The organism is Comamonas sp. GW821-FHT11H03 (genome assembly GCF_058807955.1).
The window spans coordinates 131,760-154,709 of the sequence record NZ_JBXARF010000002.1; the positions used below are offsets into that span (position 1 = coordinate 131,760).

The 22,950-nt window shown below is 65.2% G+C and carries 15 protein-coding genes; 14 read left to right on the forward strand and 1 reads right to left on the reverse strand.

Translation table 11 applies throughout. The features are described 5' to 3' along the window. Window positions 1-308 precede the first annotated feature (308 nt). A complete protein-coding gene (locus AC1RTQ_RS05090; protein ID WP_304351219.1) occupies window positions 309-1,340 on the reverse strand; it encodes a porin in 1,032 nt (343 codons plus the stop codon). Between the two features lie 196 nt (window positions 1,341-1,536). Here AC1RTQ_RS05090 and AC1RTQ_RS05095 point away from each other — a divergent pair, with 196 nt between their 5' ends. From AC1RTQ_RS05095 to AC1RTQ_RS05160, 14 genes are all read left to right on the forward strand, one after another. Continuing rightward, window positions 1,537-4,410, forward strand: a complete 2,874-nt coding sequence (locus tag AC1RTQ_RS05095; protein WP_492874592.1) for an Hsp70 family protein — start codon at window positions 1,537-1,539, stop codon at window positions 4,408-4,410. Window positions 4,411-4,605: 195 nt separating this feature from the next. Beyond that, a complete protein-coding gene (locus tag AC1RTQ_RS05100) occupies window positions 4,606-5,634 on the forward strand; it encodes a Bug family tripartite tricarboxylate transporter substrate binding protein (protein WP_304351220.1) in 1,029 nt (342 codons plus the stop codon). Window positions 5,635-5,692: 58 nt separating this feature from the next. Beyond that, a complete protein-coding gene (locus tag AC1RTQ_RS05105) occupies window positions 5,693-6,073 on the forward strand; it encodes a ribosomal maturation YjgA family protein (RefSeq protein WP_492874969.1) in 381 nt (126 codons plus the stop codon). A gap of 145 nt (window positions 6,074-6,218) precedes the next feature. After that, on the forward strand, window positions 6,219-7,493 hold the full coding sequence (locus AC1RTQ_RS05110; RefSeq protein ID WP_492874593.1) for a nitrate- and nitrite sensing domain-containing protein: 1,275 nt from the start codon (window positions 6,219-6,221) through the stop codon (window positions 7,491-7,493). A 259-nt stretch (window positions 7,494-7,752) separates the two neighbouring features. After that, window positions 7,753-9,027: a CmpA/NrtA family ABC transporter substrate-binding protein gene (locus tag AC1RTQ_RS05115; RefSeq protein WP_492874594.1), complete on the forward strand. Its 1,275-nt coding sequence runs from the start codon at window positions 7,753-7,755 to the stop codon at window positions 9,025-9,027. 26 nt (window positions 9,028-9,053) lie between these two features. Further along, the gene (gene ntrB / locus AC1RTQ_RS05120; RefSeq protein ID WP_302092337.1) at window positions 9,054-10,046 is read left to right on the forward strand and encodes a nitrate ABC transporter permease; all 993 of its coding nucleotides are present in this window, start codon (window positions 9,054-9,056) and stop codon (window positions 10,044-10,046) included. A 109-nt stretch (window positions 10,047-10,155) separates the two neighbouring features. Next, on the forward strand, window positions 10,156-10,968 hold the full coding sequence (locus AC1RTQ_RS05125) for an ABC transporter ATP-binding protein (RefSeq protein WP_492874595.1): 813 nt from the start codon (window positions 10,156-10,158) through the stop codon (window positions 10,966-10,968). A gap of 289 nt (window positions 10,969-11,257) precedes the next feature. Then, entirely contained in the window at window positions 11,258-13,732 is a 2,475-nt protein-coding gene (gene nirB, locus AC1RTQ_RS05130) for a nitrite reductase large subunit NirB (protein WP_492874596.1), read from the forward strand. Between the two features lie 177 nt (window positions 13,733-13,909). Beyond that, complete coding sequence (gene nirD, locus AC1RTQ_RS05135) at window positions 13,910-14,308, forward strand: nitrite reductase small subunit NirD (RefSeq protein WP_492874597.1); 399 nt, start codon at window positions 13,910-13,912, stop codon at window positions 14,306-14,308. Window positions 14,309-14,497: 189 nt separating this feature from the next. Next, window positions 14,498-17,359 (forward strand): nitrate reductase, encoded by a 2,862-nt coding sequence (locus AC1RTQ_RS05140; RefSeq protein ID WP_492874598.1) that lies wholly within the window; start codon window positions 14,498-14,500, stop codon window positions 17,357-17,359. 36 nt (window positions 17,360-17,395) lie between these two features. Further along, the gene (gene cobA, locus AC1RTQ_RS05145; protein ID WP_492874599.1) at window positions 17,396-18,238 is read left to right on the forward strand and encodes a uroporphyrinogen-III C-methyltransferase; all 843 of its coding nucleotides are present in this window, start codon (window positions 17,396-17,398) and stop codon (window positions 18,236-18,238) included. Between the two features lie 145 nt (window positions 18,239-18,383). After that, a complete protein-coding gene (locus tag AC1RTQ_RS05150) occupies window positions 18,384-19,826 on the forward strand; it encodes an NAD-dependent succinate-semialdehyde dehydrogenase (protein WP_492874600.1) in 1,443 nt (480 codons plus the stop codon). Between the two features lie 249 nt (window positions 19,827-20,075). Beyond that, a complete protein-coding gene (locus AC1RTQ_RS05155) occupies window positions 20,076-22,037 on the forward strand; it encodes a TonB-dependent receptor plug domain-containing protein (RefSeq protein WP_492874970.1) in 1,962 nt (653 codons plus the stop codon). Between the two features lie 5 nt (window positions 22,038-22,042). Then, window positions 22,043-22,948: a substrate-binding domain-containing protein gene (locus AC1RTQ_RS05160; protein ID WP_492874601.1), complete on the forward strand. Its 906-nt coding sequence runs from the start codon at window positions 22,043-22,045 to the stop codon at window positions 22,946-22,948. The last annotated feature ends 2 nt before the right edge of the window (window positions 22,949-22,950 follow it).

Genomic DNA, 22,950 nt, shown 5'->3' on the forward strand with positions numbered 1-22,950 from the left:
GGGCTTTTTTTGTTCTGGGCACGACTTGCGCAGAACGGGTTCAGGCAAGACGACTGCCTCTGCAGGCAGGCCCTTGTCGCGTTCTTGTTTGCGGAAGGCCCACCGGAGCTTGCGGCTGCATTTCTGCCACTGATCAAGGCATGTCGCCCCAGCAAGCCCGTGGCAGCAGCGATCTGAAGCAGGAACTTCAAGCCAGATCAGCCTCCAGCCCAATCACGGAATGCGCGATCAGCTCATTTTTTTGAGGAAGCAGGGCGCGCGCCACGCCCACCAGCAACATGGCACGCACCCGCCACTCAAGCAGAGCTCTAGAACGCGTGGCGCAGACCCACGCTCAGGCTGCTGGCATCTTGCCCATAGCCCACGCCACCCTTGAAGTTATAGCCATAGGCCACGCCGGATCCGTTGTCGATGCGCGTGTAGGCCGCATAGAGCTTGGTGCGTTTGCTCAGGTGGTGGTTGTAGCCAAGAATCCACTGGCGCGCGCTGCTGCCGGGCACATGGCTCCATCGGCTGGCCCAGCCGTAGCCAAGGGCAAGCTCCGAAGCGCCGGCCCGGTAGACCGCCGTCACGCGCGCAGCGTCTCGCGTGCCGCAACCGGCACCGCCATTGGCGCACAGCGAGCCCGAGCCGTTGTCCGAGCGCTGGTAGTAGGCACCGACCTGCAGCGCATTCCAGAGGTAGTGGCCGCGCAGGGCAAACTGCCTGTCGTCACCCAACTGGGTAAAGCCCGCACCCAGGGCCAACGGGCCGCGTTCCCAGTTGGCATAGAGGTCGTAGCCGTTCTTTTGCACGGCGCCTGTCGTCTTTTCGTGTAGCGATGCCTGAGCTTCCAATGTCAGCCCGGCCAGCACAGGGCTGCGGTAGGCGATCTTGTTGGTGTTGCGCATGACGTAGTCGTAGAGCGCATCGGCGATGGAGCCGGTGTCGTGGTTGGGCTCATCCAGTGCACCATAGTCTGCAATGCCGAAATAGGTGGCAGCACCAAAACGGCCCAGGCGCAGCTTGCCCAGACTGCCCGAGAGGTTGACTTCGCTTTGACGTTGAAAGGCCAGGGCGCCGGTGCTGCCTGTGCCGGCACCGGTGTCGGACTCAAAGCCGGATTCGAGCTGGAAGCCGGCCTTGAGGCCGCCGCCCAGGTCTTCGCTGCCCACAAAGCCAAAGCGCGAGTTGTTGTTGAAGAGACCGGTCAGGGTGCTGCCTCCAACCTTCTGATGCTCGAGTGAGGTGTTGAGGCGGCCATAGATCTGAACGCTGCTCTGTGCGAGAGCGGCGCAAGCTCCGGCGGAGGCCAAAGCGGCGAGGAGGACACGAGACACCGTTGTTGTTTTGACTGGCATGTAGCGACTAGCCTTCGATCTTTGCTATGAAACTTGCTCGAACCTGCGCGCTGGTTACAAGGCAAATCCCGTGCCAGCCACCGTGCACTGCATTGGACAGTTGTCGTCGCGGCAACGGCTCATCCCGGCAGGCGGTTCGGGCATCCGGCTCTTGTTACGATCGGCGACAGAGTTTTACGTGTCTTTGTCTCAGCCCATGCATCCATCTCGCCCCACCCACGCCGTCGGCATCGACCTGGGCACCAGTCACACGGTCGTGGCAAGCGTTGCGCTGGACGGTGCGACAAGCGATATCGCGCTGCTCGATATTCCGCAGCGCACCACGGCTGGCGAGCTTGTGGCCCAGCCACTGCTGCCTTCGGTGCGTTACCAGGCGGCAAAGGGCGAGCTGGGCGAGGCCTGGCAGCAGCCCTGGCCGCCGCAGGGCGCGGATGAAGCTGCGCCTGCCGTCATAGGCCGCTGGGCGCGAGATCTGGGGGCTGCCGTTCCGGGACGGCTGGTGGCCAGTGCCAAAAGCTGGCTCTCGCATACCGGCGTGGATCGCACGGCCGCCATCCTGCCCTGGGGGGCTGGCGAGGACGTGGCCAAGATATCGCCGCTGGCGGCCTCAAGCTCCTACCTGGCCCATGTGCGAGCAGCATGGGACCAAGCGCATCCCGAAGCGCCGCTGCACCAGCAAAGCGTGGTGCTGACGGTACCTGCTTCATTTGACGAGGGCGCGCGTGCGCTGACGCTGGAGGCCGCGCAGATGGCAGGTCTGCCGCGCGTGCAGCTGCTGGAGGAGCCCAAGGCCGCGTTTCACGACTGGCTGGTGCTGCAGGGCAATGGGCTGGCGGCGCAACTGGCGGACAGCCGCCTGGTGCTGGTGGTGGATGTGGGCGGGGGGACTACCGATCTGACGCTGATCCGCGTGGATGCAGCGCCCGACGGCGGCCTGCCCACGCTGACGCGCACGGCCGTCGGCGAGCACCTGATGCTGGGCGGCGACAACATGGATCTGGCGCTGGCCCATCAGCTTGAGACGGCGTTTGCGGCCAAGGCCGAAGCGCAGGGCCAGAGGCTGTCCCTGCAGCGCTTTGCCCAGCTGGTGCAGCGCTGCCGCACGGCCAAGGAGCAGTTGCTGGCGCAGAACGCGCCCGAGCAGATCGGCATCACCTTGCTGGGCGGCGGCAGCAAGCTGCTGGCGGCAAGCCAGAGCGTCACGCTGACCCGTGAGCAGGTGCGCCAGTCGGTGGTCGACGGCTTTTTGCCGGTCGCGCAGATCAGCGATATGCCCGCCAGGCGGCAGGGCGCGCTGCGCGGCTTTGGGCTGCCCTATCCGGCCGATGCGGCCATCAGCCGTCATCTGGCGCAATTTCTCGGCCAGCATGCAAGCGGGGGGCTGCCCGATACCGTGTTGCTCAACGGCGGCGTGTTCCACGCCCATGCCATGGTGCAGCGTCTGACGGAGCTGCTTGGCCGCTGGCGCGGCAGCCCGGTGCGTGTGCTGCACAATCCGCACCCGGACTGGGCCGTGGCGCGCGGTGCGGCAGCCTACGGGCTGGCACGCCATCAGGCAGAGCTGGCGGTGGCTCAGATTGCTGCGCCCAACCTGCCTGAAGCACAGTCTGGGCAGGCTTTGGAAACGGTCAAACCCGTGGTGCCACACATTGGCGGCGGTTCGGCTCGCAGCTACTGGTTGCTGCTGCCGGGCAAGAAGGGCGAGGCTCCGCAAGGCCTGTGCCTGCTGCCGCGTGGCACGCAAGAGGGCGTGCGCATGGTGCTCTCTGGCCGGCGTTTTTCGCTCAAGCTGGGCCAGGCCGTGCGCTTCAATTTGCTGGCCAATAGCCAGAGCCACGCGCCCGCGCAGGCCGGCCAGATTGCACCTCTGAGCGGCGATGGCTGGGTGGAGCTGCCGCCGCTGGCCACCGTTCTGCCTGTGCCCGAAGGCCGCTCTGCTGCCCAGGTCGAGGTGCAGCTGCAAGCGTGCATGAGCGAGGTCGGCACGCTGGAAGTGCGCTGCGTCGCCGTGCAGGATGCGGGCCAGTCCTGGCTGCTGCCCTTTGCCGTGCGCGGTGCTGCGGCTTCTGAATCAATCGCTGACAACGCAGATGCACAAAGCGCTGAAGGCCCGAAACAGTCTAGTTCTTTGGCCGACAGGCTGCCCGAAGCCGTGGCGCTGGTGGATCGCATCTTCGGCACGCAGGCGCAGGAGGTGGCGGCCCGGGAAGTGCGCCAGCTGCGCCAGTCGCTCGAAAGAGTCCTCGGCCCGCGCGAGGGCTGGGAGCTGGGCCTGCTGCGTGCCCTGTTCGATGCGCTGCTGGCCCGTGCCAGGCGCCGCCGCCGCACGGCCGAGCATGAGCGCGTCTGGTTCAACCTTGCCGGCTGGTGTCTGCGTCCCGGCGTGGGAGCGCAGCTCGATGGCTGGCGCATAGACCAGGTCTGGGCCTTGTATGGCCAGGGACTGGGTCATGCCAAAGAGGCCGCCAACTGGACGGAGTGGTGGGTGTTCTGGCGCCGCGTGGCGGCGGGTCTGAACGAGGCCCGGCAGATGGAGCTGCTCGAAGACGTGGCCGGCCATATGCACAAGGCCGTGCAGCAGAACGCGCGCGGTAAATCCAGCCATGGCAGCTATGACGACATGCTGCGCCTGTTCGCGGCCATGGAGGCCGTGCCCTGGCAGTACCGCCAGGAAATGGGGCAGTGGATGCTGCAGCGCCTCAGGCGCGAGGATGAAACCGTGCAGACCTGGTGGGCCATAGGCCGCCTGGCGGCACGCCAGTCGCTGGCCGCGAACGCCCATTTGGTGATGCCGCCCGAGGCGGCGCTGGAGTTCCTGAACGCCACTCTGGCCCAGGACTGGCGCAAGAACGAAACCGCGATGTTTGCCGCCGTGCAGATGGCCCGCATGACGGGCGACCGCGCGCGTGACCTGCCCGACGAGATACGTGCCCAGGTACTGGAAAAAATGCGCGACTCCGGCGCGCCCCAGCGCTGGATCAGCATGGTCGAGCAGGTGGTGCAGATGGAGGCCGAGGATCACAAGCGCAGTCTGGGCGACAGCCTGCCGCCGGGGCTGGTGCTGCTGTGAAGAGAGCATCCCGCTGCGGCCAGGCTTGGGGGCACGGCATTTGCAGGAGGCTGCCCCTATCAAAGACGATGGCCGAAGCGGGAGTGCGGCTGCAGCCGCCCGGCCAGCGATGCAACAATGGCCTGTTGCATGGAACGGCAGGCCGGCAGGGTGGGCTGGCAGCGTCCATGTCCACGACCACAGAAAGTGATTGCCATGAAGTTTGAAGAAGCTGCGCGCACCGAGATGGCGCGAGACGCTGTTTTTATCTCTGCAAACCAACGCCGCTCGCTGCTGCTGGCGGCCGTGGCTGCCGTGGTGGCGGCTCCTCTGACGCAAGCACTGGCGCAGGCCGGCAACTGGCCTGCCAAGCCGATTACCTTTGTCGTGCCCCAGGCACCGGGCGGTGCCAACGATGTGATTGCGCGTGCCGTGGCCCAGGGGCTGGAGAATTCGCTGGGCCAGCCCGTCATCGTGGAAAACCGCGCCGGTGCCAACGGCAATCTGGGCACGGGCCAGGTGGCGCGCAGCGCGGCCGATGGCTACACCTTTCTGGTCACGGCACAAAGCGCCTACACCATCAATCCGGCGCTTTATTCCAAGGTGCCGTTCGATCCCATCAAGGATTTCACTGCCGTGATGCAGCTGGCCGTCGCGCCTTATCTGCTGGTGGTGAATCCGAATTTTCCGGCCAGAAATCTGGACGAACTGGTGGCCTATGCCAAGGCGCATCCGGGCAAGGTGGAATACGCTTCTGCCGGCAACGGCACGCTCAACCATCTGCTGGGCGAGATGCTGAAAAAGCAGAAGAACGTGAGCCTGCTGCATGTGCCTTACAAGGGGGCGTCGGCCGCCGCCACCGATGTGGTGGCCGGCCAGTTGCCGGTGACCTTCGGCAGCTTTCCCGGCGTGATGCCTTTTGTCAGCAGCGGCAAGCTGCGCGTGCTGGGCGTGGCCTCCGACAGGCCCACATCGCTGGCGCCCGAGATTCCCGTGCTGGGCAAGGGCCTGGCCGTGACCAGCTGGTACGGCTTGTTTGCACCGGCCGGTACGCCGCAGCCGGTGGTGGACAGGCTTTATCAGGCCGTCAAGACCGTGCTGGACAGGCCCGAGATGGCCGAGCGCCTCAAGACTCTGGGCGCCGAGCGCGTGGAGTCCACGCCGCAAAGCTTCAAGGCCATGCTGCCGGCCGAGCTGGCGTACTGGAAGCAGGTGGTCAAGGACTCCGGCGCGCATATCGACTGAAGGGGACGACAGCTTGTTGATACATCTGGCCGCTACCGGGCCTTTTCGTCGCTCACGGATGGTGTTGACCCTGCTCATTGTGGCGGTCATCGCCATCGGGCTGGCGTCCCGCCGGGGCTATGTGCCCTTTCCCGCCGTGCTGGGCAACTATCCGGGCGATGCGCTCTGGGCCTGGGTGGTGCTGCTGTGCGTGGCCTGGCTGCGGCCGGCCGTCACGCGCGGCAGGCTCATGGCTTGGTCCCTGCTCATCGCCTTTGCCATCGAGTTCCTGCAGCTCTATCAGGCCCCCTGGATGCAGGCTGTGCGCGCCAACAAGCTGGCCTATCTGGTGCTGGGCAATGGCTTCGATCCCCTGGATCTGCTGGCCTATGTCGTGGGAATCGGTGTGGGCGTCATGGTGGACTGGCTCTGGGAGAGGCAGAAGCGTCGGCTTGCCTGAGATGGCATGAATCGTGCTGATCGTCCATGGCATCAACACGACCGCGACTTACGCAAAACGGGTTCAGGCCGGGCGACTGCCTCAAGAGGCAGGCCGTTGTTGCCTTCTTGTTTGCGTAAGTCCTAATGACGACAAGCACTACCCCATGAAAACGCCTCTGCACTATCTGGTGGCCGCAAGGCAAAGCGAGATTGCCGAGCTGGAGCAGATCAGCCGCGCCAGCAGCCTGGTGGCGAGCGTGTCCGAGCTCGTCCATGCGCTGCAAAAAGAGCGCGGTCTCTCGAATATCTTTCTGGTCAGCGGCGGAGCACAGGCGCAGCAGAGCCTGCTCGATCATGGCCGGCATGTGGACCGTGTCATGGAGCGTGTCTGCCTTGCGCTTGAAGAGCTGGGCGCGCGGGCGCCGGGCGCGCATGGCGCTCGCCTGTTCAATGCGATCGCCAATGCGCTGCAAGGCTTTGAAGCCCTGCCGCTGCTGCGCCGTCGGCGCGATGCGCTGCAGCTCAGTGCCGAGGATTGCACGCAGGCGCTGATCCGCATGATTGCGGCCTGCCTGACCGTGGTGTTCGAGGCGGCGGACAGCGCTTGCGATCCCGATATCGCGAAACTGCTGGTGGCGCTGTTTCATTTCATGCAGGGCAAGGAGCTGGCGGGGCAGGAGCGCGCCACGGGGGTCGCGGCGTTTACCGCAGGGGGCGGCAGGTCGGAGCGTCAGCGCCATTGGCTGCATCTGATCGAGTCGCAGGAGCGCTGCTTTCAGGTGTTTGCAGACTTCGCCAGCCCCTCGGGGATGGAGCGCTGGCAGCAGCAATGCGGGGCCTGTCCCGATATGACGGTGATCGAGCGGCTGCGTCGCATGGGCTGCACGGCCGGGGACGGCATGGCGCTGGACCGCAGCCTGAGCTCGCCGTGGTTCGAGGCCTGTTCCAGCCGGCTCGATGCCATGCACCAGATTGAGGCATTTCTGGCCGATGAGCTGCAGGCCCAATGTCTGCGCAAGCTGGAGCAGGCGGGGGCGGCGCTGAGCCAGCAACTGGCGCTGCTGGAGATGCAGCCGCAGCCTGGGACTCGCGCCGAAGCGGCTGCGGCCTTTCTGGGAGCCACGCAGTCAGCTGCCTCCTTGCCTGCGGAGGGGGCGTACGGGTTGCAGCTTGAGAAAAGCATTGTCTTGCTGGTGCAGGAGCAATCCATGCGCCTGCAGGACATGCAGACCGAAATCGACAAGGCACGTGCCACGCTCAAGGAACGCAAGACCATAGAACGCGCCAAGGGCGTGCTCATGAACTACCGCCAGCTCAGCGAGGGCGATGCCTACAAGCTGATCCGCCAGACGGCCATGAACCAGAACCGGCGCATGCTGGATGTGGCCGAGGCCATTCTGGCCACGGTGGACCTGCTGCCGGGCAGCACCAATTCATAGCCTTGGCAGTGCTGCGTTTGTTGCGCTGCACCAAATATGGGCCACCACCGGGGGCGCAAAGCTTGCTCCGCCTCTGATCAAGGTCTGGCATGGTTTGTGCATGACTGTTGATGTCAAGCAGACCAAAGGCGGTCGCGCTTAAAGCGTTATTACGAGTGACCTGGGACAACGGCGTCCTTTTCTCCTCACACCCGAGGAGGGAAGGGCGCCTTTTTGTTTTCCGGATCGCCTTCACCACGATTCTTGATGGAGTTTTCTCATGAGCCAGCGCCTTCCTTCGTCTACTGCTCCTGTGCCCGAGCCCGTATCTGCCGGCGGCCGGCGTGAGCTTCTGCGCGTGGCCGGTGCCGCCGCCCTCTATGGCACGCTGGGCCACCATGGCGCCTGGGCCGCAGGCTCCGACGCGCCGGAGAAGAAAGAGGTCAAGATCGGCTTCATCCCGCTGACCGATTGCGCCAGCGTGGTCATGGCCTCGGTGCTGGGCTTCGATCAGAAATACGGCGTGAAGATCGTCCCCAGCAAGGAGGCGAGCTGGGCCGGCGTGCGCGACAAGCTGGTCAACGGCGAGCTGGACTTCGCCCATGTGCTCTACGGCCTGGTCTACGGCCTGCACCTGGGCGTGGGCGGCCCCAGGAAGGACATGGCGGTGCTCATGAGCCTGAACAACAACGGCCAGGCGATCACACTGTCCAAGGCCCTGGCCGACAAGGGCGCGGTCGACGGCGCCAGCCTGGCCAAGGTGATGGCCAGGGAAAAGCGCGAATACACCTTCGCCGGCACCTTCCCCACCGGCACCCATGCCATGTGGATGCATTACTGGCTGGCGGCTGCGGGCATCAACCCGTTATCCGAGGCCAAGCTGATCACCGTGCCGCCGCCCCAGATGGTGGCCAATATGCGTGTGGGCAACATGGATGGCTTCTGCGTGGGCGAACCCTGGAACCATCGCGCCATCATGGACGGCATAGGCATCACCGCCAATACCACGCAGGACATCTGGAAGGATCACCCCGAGAAGGTGCTGGGCACCACGGGCGAGTTCGCGCAGAAGAACCCCAACACCTGCCGCGCCGTGATGATGGCGATTCTGGAGGCCGGCCGCTGGATCGACGCCAGCTTGCAGAACAAGACGAAGATGGCCGAGACCGTGGCCCAGAAGTCCTACATCAACACCAGTGTGGACGCCATCAACCAGCGCATTCTGGGCCGCTACCAGAACGGCCTGGGCAAGACCTGGGACGACCCCAACCACATGAAGTTCTTCAACGACGGGGCCGTGAACTTCCCCTATCTGTCGGACGGCATGTGGTTCCTCACCCAGCACAAGCGCTGGGGTCTGCTCAAGGCTCATCCCGACTATCTGGCCGTGGCCAGGCAGATCAACCGCATCGACCTCTACCAGCAGGCGGCAAGCCAGCTCAAGGTCAGCGTGCCCAAGGATGTACTGCGCACCAGCAAGCTGATCGACGGCGTGGTGTGGGACGGCAAGAACCCTGCCCAGTACGCCGACAGCTTCAAGATCAAGGCCGCCTGAGGCCGCCACCTTCACGGAGAACCATCATGGTCAGTGCCGTCCTTCAATCACCGCTCGAACTCGACCCCCCGCACGATCCGCAGCTGGCAGCCCAGGCGGCCAATGATGCGCTGCTCGAAGCTTCAAAAGAGATAGCCGCTGGCACAGAACTTGTAAAGGCTGAAGTGCAAAAAGATATCAAACCCAAGGCGATAGTCACGGCTGCGGTTGCGGTGGCACCCAGCCGCTTGCGCCAGTGGGCTGAGCAGCTATTTGGTCAGGCCCTGCCGCCGCTGCTGGGGCTGGCGCTGCTGGTCGGCCTGTGGTCGCTGGTCTCCAGCACCACCGGCAAGAGCATTCCGACCCCGGCCGAGACCTGGGAGCAGGCCTTGCAGGTGTTCAGCGACCCGTTCTACCGCAACGGACCCAATGACCAGGGCGTGGGCTGGAATGTACTGTCCTCGCTGCAGCGCGTGGCCCTGGGTTTCGGTCTGGCGGCACTGGTCGGCATCCCTTTGGGTTTCGTGATCGGGCGCTTCAGCTTTCTGTCGCGCATGTTCAACCCGCTGATCAGCCTGTTGCGTCCGGTGTCGCCGCTGGCCTGGCTGCCGATCGGCCTGCTGGTGTTCAAGGGCGCCAATCCGGCAGCCATCTGGACCATCTTCATCTGCTCGATCTGGCCCATGGTCATCAACACCGCCGTGGGCGTGCAGCGTGTGCCCCAGGACTATATGAATGTGGCGCGCGTGCTCAATCTGTCGGAGTGGAAGATCGCCACCACCATTCTGTTTCCGGCGGTGCTGCCCTATATGCTGACCGGCGTGCGCCTGGCCGTGGGCACGGCCTGGCTGGTGATCGTGGCCGCCGAGATGCTGACGGGCGGGGTGGGCATAGGTTTCTGGGTCTGGGACGAGTGGAACAACCTCAACGTCAAGAACATCATCATCGCCATCTTCGTGATCGGCATCGTGGGCCTGGTGCTGGAGTGGGCTCTGGTCAAGCTGGCTTCGGCCTTTACGTTTGAAGAGGTCAAGACTTAACCCACCCCTGAGCCGCGCCCTCGGGCGCGTCACCCCCTCAATGGGGCACCACCGGTGGCCCGGCAAAGCCGGCGCCACGGTGGCCTCGGAAAAAAGCAAGGAGTACCTCATGCATACATCTCTCAGCACCAAGTACATCGAGATCCACGGGGTGGAGCAGACCTTCAAGACAGCCAAGGGACTGTTTCCCGCGCTGCGCGACATCAATGTGAACATTGCCAAGGGCGAGTTCGTCAGTCTCATCGGGCACTCGGGCTGCGGCAAGTCGACGCTGCTCAATCTGATTGCCGGCCTGACCATTCCCACGGGCGGCGCATTGCTGTGTGCCAACAAGGAAATCAAGGGCCCCGGCCCCGAGCGTGCGGTGGTCTTCCAGAACCATTCGCTGCTGCCCTGGCTGAGCTGCTGGGGCAATGTGCACCTGGCCGTGGAGCGAGTCTTCGGCAAGCGCGAAAGCAAGGCACAGCTGGCGCAGCGCACCGATGCGGCGCTGGCCATGGTGGGCCTCAGCCATGCGGCGCAAAAGCGCCCCGGCGAAATCTCGGGCGGCATGAAGCAGCGCGTGGGCATTGCGCGCGCGCTGTCCATGGAGCCGCAGGTGCTGCTCATGGATGAGCCCTTCGGCGCTCTCGACGCCCTGACGCGTGCCAAGCTGCAGGACGAGTTGCTGGAGATCGTGGCTCGCACCCACAGCACCGTGGTCATGGTCACGCACGATGTGGACGAGGCCGTGCTGCTGTCCGACAAGATCGTGATGATGACCAACGGGCCGGCAGCCACGATTGGCGAGGTGCTGCATGTGGCATTGCCGCGCCCGCGCAGCCGGGTGGAACTGGCTGAAGATGCCCGTTATCAAAGCTACCGCAAGGCGGTGATCGACTTTCTCTACACGCGTCAGGGCCACGTGGAAAAAGCGGCCTGAGCCTTTTCTATTTCAAGCTGCATGGCGCCTTGGGGCGCCATGTTTGTCTTGCACAGCAATAAAGCGGCCATGCACAAAAGCAGTGCATGCCGCGGGATGGAATAGCCTTTGCAGGCTGAGAAAAGCTGGCACAGCAATTGCGTGTTGTTCAGCGTGGCCAAGGTGGGTCACCGGGGGATGGTGCAAGGCTGGACCAGAACCCACAGACAAAGACGTCTACGCGTTCATGCAAGTCATGAAGCGCGCAGACGTCTTTTTTTTGGCTTTGCAAATGCCCACGGGGACTCAGATGAAAAAATCCAAACTGGTCATGATTGGTAACGGAATGGCAGGCGTGCGTGCGCTGGAAGAGCTGCTGGCCATTGCCCCCGATCTGTACGACATCACGGTCTTCGGCGCCGAGCCGCATCCCAACTACAACCGCATTCTGCTGTCGCCCGTGCTCGCCGGCGAGCAGACGCTCGGCGATATCGTGCTCAACGACTGGTCCTGGTACCAGGACCACCATATCTTGCTGCACGCCGGCTATACCGTGACGGCGGTCGACCGGGCCCGGCGCACGGTGCATGCGGTCAATGCCCTGGGCGAGAGTGCCAGCGCCGAGTACGACCGCCTGATCATGGCGACGGGCTCCAAGCCCTTCATCCTGCCCATCCCGGGCAAGGACCTGGAGGGCGTGCTGGCCTACCGCGACATTGCCGACACCGAGGCCATGATCGAAGCGGCAAAGACACTCAAGCATGCGGTGGTGATCGGCGGTGGCCTGCTGGGACTGGAGGCGGCCAACGGCCTCATGAAGCGCGGCATGCAGGTCACCGTGGTGCATGTCGGCGACTGGCTGATGGAGCGCCAGCTCGACGATCAGGCGGGCCGCATGCTGCAGAAGTCGCTGGCCGAGCGCGGAATGCAGTTCCGCATGCAGGCGCAGACGCAGGAGCTGCTGGGCGACGAGGACGCAGGGCGCAGTGGCCGCGTGCGCGCCGTGCGTTTCAAGGACGGCAGCGAGATCCCGGCCGAGCTGGTGGTGATGGCCGTGGGCATCCGGCCCAGCACCGAACTGGCCGAGTCCATGCATCTGCATGTGAGTCGCGGCATCGTGGTCAGCGATACGCTGCAGACCGTGACCGATCCGCGCATCTATGCCGTGGGCGAATGCGCGGCACACCGAGGCATTGCCTACGGACTGGTGGCGCCCCTGTTCGAGCAGGGCAAGGTGCTGGCCAACCATCTGGCCGAGTTCGGCATCGGCCGCTACCTGGGTTCGCTGACCTCGACCAAGCTCAAGGTCACGGGCATTGATCTGTTCTCTGCAGGCGATTTCCAGGGCGGCGGCGACACCGAGGAAATTCTCATGAGCGACCCCTATGCGGGGGTCTACAAAAAGCTGGTCATCAAGGACGACAAGCTGGTCGGTGCCTGCCTCTACGGCGACACGGTGGACGGCAGCTGGTACTTCAAGCTGCTGCGCGAGGGCCGCAGCGTGGCCGATATCCGCGACAAGCTGATGTTTGGCGAATCCAATCTCGGCGACACCGGCCACCAGGGGCAGAGCAAGGCTGCGGCCATGGCCGACGGCGACGAGGTCTGCGGCTGCAACGGCGTGACCAAGGGCGCGATCTGCAAGGCCATCAAGGACAAGGGCCTGTTCACGCTCGACGATGTGCGCAAGCACACCAAGGCCAGTGCCAGCTGCGGCTCCTGCACGGGACTGGTGGAGCAGATCATCATGTTCACGGCGGGCGGCGACTACTCGGCAGCTCCCAAGACCAAGGCCATGTGCGGCTGCACCGATCACGGGCACCAGGCCGTGCGCGATGCGATCGCTGAGCACAAGCTGCTGAGCACGGATGCGGTGTTCCGCTTCATGGAGTGGCGCACGCCCAATGGCTGTGCCTCCTGCCGTCCGGCCGTCAACTACTATCTTGTAAGCACCTGGCCCAAGGAAGCCAGGGACGACCCGCAAAGCCGCTTCATCAACGAACGCAGCCACGCCAATATCCAGAAGGACGGCAGCTACAGCGTGATTCCGCGCATGTGGGGCGGCGAGACCACGGCTGCCGAGCTGCGCCGCATTGCCGATGTGGTGGACAAATACCAGATCCCCACCGTGAAGGTCACGGGCGGCCAGCGCATCGATCTGCTGGGCGTTAAGAAGGAGGATCTGCAGGCCGTCTGGAACGATATCGGCATGCCCTGCGGCCATGCCTATGCCAAGGCGCTGCGCACGGTCAAGACCTGTGTGGGCAGCGAATGGTGCCGCATGGGCACGCAGGACAGCACCCAGATGGGCAAGGACCTGGAGCGCGCCATGTGGCGCATGTACGCCCCGCACAAGGTGAAGTTCGCCGTCAGCGGCTGCCCGCGCAACTGCGCGGAGTCCGGCATCAAGGATGTGGGAATCATCGGCGTGGACTCGGGCTGGGAGATGTATGTGGGCGGCAACGGCGGCATCAAGACCGAGGTGGCGCACTTCTTCACCAAGCTCAAGACCGCCGAAGAGGTGATGGAGTACACGGGTGCCTTCATGCAGCTGTACCGCCTGGAAGGCTGGTATCTGGAGCGCACGGTGCACTACATCAATCGCGTGGGTCTGGACTATGTCAAGCGACGCATTCTCGACGATGCCGAGGGCCGCAGGGCGCTGTGGGAGCAGCTGCAGTTTGCACTGGACGGCGAGCCCGATCCCTGGTTCGAGGCCGACAAGGCGTCCGTGGATGTGCGGCAGTTCCAGGCTTTGCCCGCTGGTGTGTCAGTTATTGCCTGAAACCGAGAACCTCTTTCAATTTTTCAGCAGTTTACGAACCTGGCGCGGCATAGCCAAGGGACGGCGAGCAAGGGCCTGGGCGGCCCGGCCGCCCCGTAGTGAGGCCGTCGTCCCCCTCCCGCGAAGCGAGAGAGGGGGAAGCCGCAAAGCGGCTCAGGGGGAGCTTAGGAGATGCAAATGAGCGAATGGATTTCTATCTGCACGATGGACGACATCCCTGTGCTGGGAGCGCGCCGCGTGGCGCGTGCGCAAGGGCTGGATGTGGCCGTATTCCGCAATGCCGACAACGAGGTGTTCGCGCTGCTGGACCGCTGCCCGCACAAGGGCGGGCCGCTGTCGCAAGGCATTGTGTTCGGGCGCAGCGTGGCCTGCCCGCTGCACAACTGGACGATTGCGCTGAGCAGCGGCGAGGCGGCAGCGCCCGATGAAGGCTGCACGCCTTATTTCAGCGTACGTGTGCAGGACGGCGAAGTGCAGCTGCACGCCGATGAACTGGCCAGCCGCGCCCTGGAGCAGACCCGCCCGCATGCCGGTCCTGCGCATTGCGCCGCCAGGTCCGGCTGTGCTGCCGCCTAGCGTCTTGATGGGTATGAATTGAGTAGCAGCATGCGCCTGATAGTCGCGCGCTGCGGTGCAATTTCACTGAAAGTCTGCCATGCATGAGACCCGATCCACTTGTCCCTGCTGCGGCGTGGGCTGCGGACTCGCCTTCGGCGGTCCGCGTTGCTGTGAGCATGAACGCCGCTGCATCTGTCTGGGGACGCCATGAACGAAACCAGGTCCACTTGCCCCTATTGCGGTGTCGGCTGCGGCGTGGTCATCGAGTCCGATGGCCTGCAGATTACCGGCGTGCGTGGCGATCCCGAGCATCCTGCCAACTTGGGCCGTCTTTGCACCAAGGGCAGCACCCTGCATCTGACGGCCGCGCCCGCCTATGCGCAGCAGGCCCGTTTGCTGCAGCCCATGCGCAGGCTGGAGCGGACATCCGCACCACAGGCCGCGAGCTGGGATCAGGCCCTTGATGAACTGGCTGCGCGTATCGTCGGCATTCGCGCCGCACATGGGCCCGATGCGCTGGGGTTCTATCTCAGCGGGCAGTTGCTGACCGAGGACTACTACGTCTTCAACAAGCTGGTCAAAGGCCTGCTGGGCACCAACAATCTCGACACCAATTCGCGCCTGTGCATGAGCAGCGCCGTGGCTGGCTACAAGGCCACGCTGGGCGCCGATGCGCCACCGGCCTGCTACGAGGACATAGACCTGGCCGGCTGCATGTTCATCACGGGCAGCAATATGGCCTGGGCGCATCCGATTCTGTTCAGGCGTGTGGAAGAGGCCATGGCGCGCAACCCGCAGCTCAGGATCATCGTGGCCGACCCGCGCCGTACCGAAACCGCAGAGCTGGCCGATCTCTATCTGCCGCTGCAGCCGGGCAGCGATGTGATGCTGTTTCACGGTCTGCTGCACATCATGCTGTGGGAGGGCTGGACGGACAGCACCTTCATCGCGCAGCACACCAGTGGCTTTGCAGCGCTCAAGGAGCTGGTGCGCGAAGCCACGCCCGAGAGGGTCGCTGCCATCTGCGGCCTGCCCGTGGCGGACCTGTACCGGGCGGCGCGCTGGATGGCGCTGGGCGGTGCCCAGGAGCCGACGGGCGCGCGTCGTCCCACGCTCAGCCTGTACTGCCAGGGCTTGAACCAAAGCCGCAGCGGCACGGCCAATAATGCGGCGCTGATCAATCTGCATCTGGCGACGGGCCAGATCGGCAGGCCCGGCGCCGGGCCTCTGTCGCTGACTGGCCAGCCCAATGCCATGGGCGGGCGCGAGGTGGGCGGGCTGTCCAATCTGCTGAGCGCGCATCGTGATCTGGCCAAGCCGGAGCATCGGGCCGAAGTGGCACGGCTATGGGGAGTGGAGTCGATTCCCGCGCAGCCCGGAAAGTCCGCGCTGGAGATGTTCGAGGCCGCTGCCGACGGCCAGATCAAGGCCTTGTGGATTGCCTGCACCAATCCCGCGCAAAGCATGCCCGAACAGGCCATGGTGCGCAGGGCGCTGGAGCGCGCCGAGCTGGTGGTGGTGCAGGAGGCTTTTGCCGCGACCGAGACCACGGCCTATGCCGACTGGTTGCTGCCGGCCTCCACCTGGGGCGAGAAGCTGGGCACGGTCACCAACAGCGAGCGGCGCATCTCGCGAGTGCGCGCCGCCGTGGTCGCACCGGGTGCGGCGCGCCATGACTGGCAGATAGGCGTGCAGCTGGCGCGGCGTCTGGAGCAGCATCTGCGGCCCTCGCAGCCAAGCTTGTTTCCCTATGACACGGCGAACCCGCAAGCGGGTGCCGAAGCCATCTGGAACGAGCATCGCGAGTCCACACGCGGACGCGATCTGGATATCACGGGTCTGAGCTGGGCGGTGCTGGAGGTCAAGGGGCCCCAGCAGTGGCCCATGCCTCAAGGCGCCAGCCAGGGCCGGCAGCGTCTGTATGGCGATGCGGTGTTTGCGACCGAGGACGGGCGTGCACGCTTTGATGCGCAGCCCTGGCAGACGGTGGCCGTGCCGCGCGATGCGCGGCATCCGTTCAGTCTCAACACCGGCCGCCTGCGCGATCAATGGCACGGCATGACGCGCACCGGCCAGCTGGGGCGCCTGTTCGCGCATGCCGGCGAACCGCAGTTGCAGGTCAGTCCCCAGGATATGCAGCGGCTGCAGCTGCAGGAGGGCGACCTGGTCCACCTGTCCAACCGCTATGGCGCCATCGTGCTGCCCGTGCAGGAGGAAGGGGGGCTGCAGCCCGCACAGCTGTATCTGCCCATGCATTGGGGCAGCATGTATCTGAGCGGTCTGGGCTCCAAGGGACAGCGGCTTGCGGGCGTCAACGCCTTGACCACGCCCGAGCGCTGCCCGCGCTCCAAGCAGCCCGAGCTCAAGCATGTGGCCGTCAGGCTGCTCAAGGCCGAGCTGCCCTGGACCTGTCTGGGCATGGCCTGGCTGGATGAGCAGCAGGTGCAGTCGGTTCGCCAGGCGTTGACCGAATTGATGGCCGAATTTGACTTTGCCAGCTGCGTGCTGTTCGGGCGCGCCGTGCCGCTGGAAAAAGCGGATCAGGGCCGCACCGGCGTGCAGTTCCGCGCAGCGGCCTATGCGCAGCCCAGTGCCCAGGTGCTGGCGCGGCTGCATGGCCTGCTGCAGCTCGATGGCCCGCAGGCCATGCGCTATGCCGACGCGCGCCGCCAATGCAGCCGGGCCATGGCGATAGGCCGGCAGACCGAGGAGCCCAGGCTCGATGCCTTTTTGCTCTGCGGTGATGCCAGTGCCGGCCGCTGGCTGGGGCCGGTACTGCGCGACGAGCAATCGGTGCAAAGCTATGGGCGTCTGCTGCTGTCCTCGGGGGCCAGGCCGCCCGCCGCCATGCCGGCCCGGTCGCCACAGATCTGTGCCTGCATGAATGTGGATGAGGCCAGCATCAGCTCGACGCTGGCCACGTGCGAGGGCAGCGCCGACGAGCGACTCGCCCAGCTCAAGTCCTGCCTGGGTTGCGGCACGCGCTGCGGCTCCTGCATTCCCAGGATCAAACAACTGGTGCATGCGACGCCTGCGCCGCAGTCGGCAGCCCTGCCGGTTGCTGCCTAGATTCCGATGTCCGGCAATGCATATGAAAGGCCAGCCATGACAAACAGCCATGCCACTTCCCTGTCGCCCGTGGGCCGTTGCTATCTGGTCGGTGCCGGCCCCGGCGATCCGGAGCTGCTCACGCTCAAGGCGCTGAGACTGATCCAGTCCGCCACGCTGCTGCTGGCCGACGACCTGGTGTCGGCCGACATCGTGAAGCTCGCCAGCGCAGGCGCCCGCGTCGTTCACGTGGGCAAGCGCGGCGGGCGCGAAAGCACCTCGCAGGAATTCATCGAAAAGCTCATGATCATGGCGGCCCGCCAGGGCGAGCTGGTGGTGCGCCTCAAGGGGGGCGATCCCTTCATCTTCGGCCGGGGCGGCGAAGAGGTCGAGCATTTGCGCATGGCGGGCATAGCCGTCGAAGTGGTCAACGGCATCACCGCCGGGCTGGCCGCCGCCACCAGCCTGGGCGTTCCGCTGACCCATCGCGACCATGCCCATGGCGTGGTGTTCATCACCGGTCACGCCAAGCCAGGCAGTGCCGGTCATGACTGGCAGCTGCTGGCCGGCACGGCCCGGATGCTGGGGCTGACGCTGGTGATCTACATGGGCGTTGCCACTGCCGCCGTCATCCAGCAGCAGTTGCTGGCCGGCGGACTGCCGGCCTCTACGCCAGTAGCTCTGGTCCAGAACGCCAGCCTGCCTGCACAGCAGCAGATCCTGACCGAGCTGGGGCAGATGACGCAGGCGCTGGCATGCAGCGGACTGGGCAGTCCCTGCGTGTTCGTGGTGGGCGACGTCGTCGGTCTTGCCGCATCGTACGGCGATGGCCTGGGCGGATTGATGGAGAAGGTGGAGCAGGTGGAGCAGGTGGAGCGACGCCGGGCCGTGGGTGCATGAGGTCGATTGCTGACAGCTGTCCCCCTTTTGTCTGAGTGCCGAGCCCGCATGACTAGAATTTGTCCGGCAACCCCTGAACATTTGTCACACCCGGCCGCGCCAGTCTGCAGGGGGATAGCGGCGGCCGACACCTATGAGTCATGCGATGAGCACTGCATATCCTGATACCCAGCTTTTGATCGACGGTCAGTGGCAGGACGCTGCCAGCGGCAAGAAAATTGATGTGCGCAACCCGGCCACGGGCGAGGTGATTGGCCGCGTGGCCCATGCCGATATTGCCGACCTGGACCGCGCCCTGGCGGCGGCCGACAAGGGCTTTCAGGTCTGGCGCAAGGTGTCTGCCCATGAGCGCGGCGCCATCATGCGCCGTGCCGCGGCCTTGCTGAAGGAACGCGCCGACGAGATCGCCGCGCTGCTGACGCAGGAGCAGGGCAAGCCGCTGGCCGAGGCCAAGGTGGAAATCATTGCCGGCGCCGGCATCATCGAATGGTTTGCCGACGAGGCTTTGCGTGTCTATGGCCGTATCGTGCCTTCGCGTCGCACCGAGCAGCAGCAGCTGGTGATCAAGGAGCCCGTGGGCCCGGTCGCCGCCTTCACGCCCTGGAACTTCCCCGTCAACCAGATCGTGCGCAAGATCGGTGCGGCCCTGGCTTCGGGCTGCTCCTTCCTGGTCAAGGCGCCCGAGGAAACTCCGGCTTCCCCCGCCGCCCTGCTCAAGTGTTTCGTCGATGCCGGCATTCCTGCCGGTGTCGTGGGCCTGGTCTATGGCAACCCCGCGCAGATTTCCGAATATCTGATTGCCCACCCTGTGATCCGCAAGGTGACCTTCACGGGCTCCACGGCTGTGGGCAAGCAGCTGGCGGCGCTTGCCGGCCTGCACATGAAGCGCTCCACCATGGAGCTCGGCGGCCATGCCCCCGTGATCGTGGCCGAGGATGCCGATGTGCAACTGGCCGTGAGGGCCGCAGGCGCAGCCAAGTTCCGCAATGCGGGCCAGGTCTGCATCTCGCCCACACGCTTTCTGGTGCACAACAGCGTGCGCGAGGAGTTCACGCGTGCGATGGTCGCCCATGCCCAGGCATTGAAGGTCGGCAACGGCCTGGAGCAGGGCACGCAGATGGGCCCGCTGGCCAATCCGCGCCGCGTGACGGCGTTGACCCAGCTGATCCAGAACGCCGAGCAAAGCGGTGCCAAGCTGATGACGGGCGGCGAATCCTTTGGGTCTGCCGGTAACTTCTTTGCCCCCACGGTGCTGGCCGACGTGCCCTTGACGGCCGATATCTTCAACCAGGAGCCCTTCGGCCCCGTGGCGGCGATTCGCGGCTTCGACAAGATCGAAGAGGCCATTCAGGAGGCCAATCGCCTCTCCTATGGCCTGGCGGCCTATGCCTTCACGCGCTCGCTCAAGACGACGCACCAGCTGTCTCAGGATGTGGAAGCCGGCATGCTCTGGATCAACCAGCCGGCCCTGCCATCGGCCGAGCTGCCCTTTGGCGGCATCAAGGATTCGGGCTACGGCTCCGAAGGCGGCCCTGAGGCGCTGGAGGCCTATCTGGTGGCCAAGGCCGTGGCAATCAGCTGCGTTTGAAGCTGCAAGGCATTTGATGCAAGGCCACCCTCGGGTGGCCTTTTTCATGGAATGTGTATGCCGTGCGGGTTATGGAGACTGTTTGCCGATCGTTATTCCAAAAATGAATAGCGGTGGATAGAATCGACGGTTTTTTACATTCGACAACAAATTCCAGCCCGCGCCATGTCATTGCACTCCACGGTTTCCTCGCTCCATCCACCGAATTTTGTTCTCCGCCGCAGCTGGCTCTGGGCTGCCCTGGCCGTCATGCCCATGGGTACGGTCTGGGCCCAGGTGGCCACTGCGGGCGCAGCCGAAGCCGCGAGCCAGACCTTCACGCTGGGTACGGTGGAAGTCAGCGTGCGGCGCGAGGCCGAGGAGCTCGGGGCCGGCGACATGCAGCGTGTATCCAGTGCCGAAATGGAGCGCAGCAACGCCGGCACCGTGGCCGATGCCGTGCGCAATCTCCCCGGCGTGAGCCTCTCGCGCAACATCCGCAACGAGGAAATGATCAATCTGCGCGGCTTCGATTCGCGCCAGGTGCCCATCTTTGTAGACGGCGTGCCTTTGTATGTGCCCTATGACGGCTATGTGGATCTGGGCCGTTTCACCACCTTCGACCTGGCCGAGATCAACGTGGCCAAGGCCGGCGCCTCGCTGCTGTACGGTCCCAATACGCTGGGCGGCGCCGTCAATCTGGTCACGCGCAAACCGGTCAAGCCCTTCGAGGGCGACGTGCGCCTCGGAGTGGGCAGCGGTGGCGAGCGCAGGGCGAGCTTCAACCTGGGGGGCAACCAGGGCAACTGGTACTACCAGCTGGGCGCCTCCTACCTGGAGGCTGACAGCTTTCCTCTGCCCCGGGGCTTCAGGGATTACAAAAAGCAGCCCACCGATACCGGCAGCAAGCGCGAGAACGCGGACCGCACCGACAAACGCCTGTCCTTCAAGCTCGGACTCACGCCCAATGCCACGGACGAATATGCCATCGGCTATGTGCGCCAGGAAGGCGAGAAGGGCAACCCGGTCTACACCGGCCAGTCCACGCAGAAGAACGCCGTGCGTTACTGGCGCTGGCCCTATTGGAACAAGGACAGCCTGTATTTCCTGAGCACCACCCGTCTGAACGGCAGCAATGTGCTCAAGACCCGCCTCTACCACGACACCTACAAAAACGGTCTCGACATGTACAAGGACGCCAGCTACACGGCCCACGACCCGACCAGCAGCTACAAGGATGTGAGCAAGGGTGCCAGCGTGGAGTGGGTCAACTACGCCTTCTCCGGTCATGAGCTGCATGCGGCCTTCCACTACAAGCAGGACGAGCACACCGACGCGAAGGACCCGCAGAAGCACTACCGCGATGTGACCACCTCGCTGGTGCTCGAGGATCACATCGCCCTGGCCGAGCGCTGGCGCCTGACGCTGGGCCTGAGCCACGACCAGCGCGATGCCAGGCAGGTCTACCAGTGGCCCACGGGCTCCACCAGCGCCACCAACGGCCTGGCACGCCTGAGCTATGCGCTCACGGCCCAGGGCGACGAGGTCTATCTGATTGCCTCGCACAAGAGCCGCTTTGCGACCATCAAGGACCGCTATTCGGCACGCATGGGAACGGCCCTGGCCAACCCCGACCTCAAGCCCGAGGTGGCCAGCCATCTGGAGCTGGGCCTGAGCGGCAAGCCCTGGCAGGGCGGCAAGGGACAGGCGGCCGTGTTCTACAGCCGGGTGCGCGACCAGATCCAGACCATGGTTGTGGACTCCACGGCCTGCGGCGGCAAGACCTGCAACCAGGCGCAGAACGTGGGACGCACGCGCAATGTCGGTTTTGAGGTGTCGCTGGCGCAGCAGCTGTCGGCCCAATGGGCTGTGCATGCGGGCTACACCTATCTGAGCCGCACCAATCTCAGCGATCGCAGCATCACGCTGACGGACACGCCGCGCCAGCGCCTGACGGCAGCGCTGCAATGGAGTCCGCAGGCCCAGTGGCAGCTGCGTGCCGAGCTGGAGGCAGAACAGGGCCGCAAGGTGCCGCTGTCGGCCAGCGGACAGGCACAGGTCTATCAGATGGCCGGCTACGGCGTGGCCAATCTGCGTGCGCGCTATCTGCCGCGCCCGGACACCACGCTGGACTTCGGCGTGGCCAATCTGGGCGACAAGTGGTATCAGCTGGCCGACGGTCTGCCCATGCCGGGGCGCAGCTGGTACGTGAATCTGGGCTACCGGTTCTGATGGCCATGGAACACCTGCTTCAGACATCGCTGACCTCGCTGACAAGACGTGACTGGCTGCGGAGTCTGGCGGCCCTGGGCATGGCCGGCGGCCCGGCCCTGGCGGCGGGAGCGCAACCCGCTTCGGACGCCGGCATACAGGTGGCGGCCGTGGGCGGGCTTGTGCTGTGCGGCGTGTGGCCGCGCGTGGCCGAGCAGGCCAGCCACGCCCTGACCATGCCGGTCACCACCGTGGCGGCCGCACCCAAGGAGGGCGTGGTGCCCGCCTTCGCGCGCGGCCAGGCGCAGATGCTGCTGATCCACGCCAGCGACGAAGCCATGGCACTGGAGGCCAGCGGCATGGCAGGCTCTGCGCGCGTCTGGGGCTGGAACGAGCATGTCATTGCCGGTCCCGCTCATGACCCCGCCGGCGTGCGTTCGGCCGCTGACGGCACGCAGGCGCTGCAGCGCATTGCCCAGACCGGCGCCCCCTTTATCGCGCTGCGCGATCCCGGCAGCTATACCGTGGTGCAGCGCCTGTGGCGGCGCGGGGGCATACGCCCCGATGCGCGCTGGCTGCGCGCCGACACCGGCCCGCGACCACAGGCCGTGCTGGAGCTGGCAGCGCGCGAGCAGGCCTATGCCGTGGTCGGCCATATTCCCCTGGCCTTCGGCAAGATGGGCGCCCCCGGCATAGAGCTGCTGCTGCACGGCGATCCGCTGATGCGCAGACCCTATGTGCTGCTCACACCGGGCCCGCGCCATCCGGCCACAGCGCAGCAGCGCCAGGCGGCAGGCCTTTTGGCCGAGTACCTGCTGTCTGCGCCTGGCCAGCGTGCGCTGGAAGCGGCCAGCGGTGCGAACGGTCCTTGGGTGTTTGCGCGCGACAGCGTGCCCGCCGGCATGAGCGCCGGTGTCGATGGACAGACTTGAGC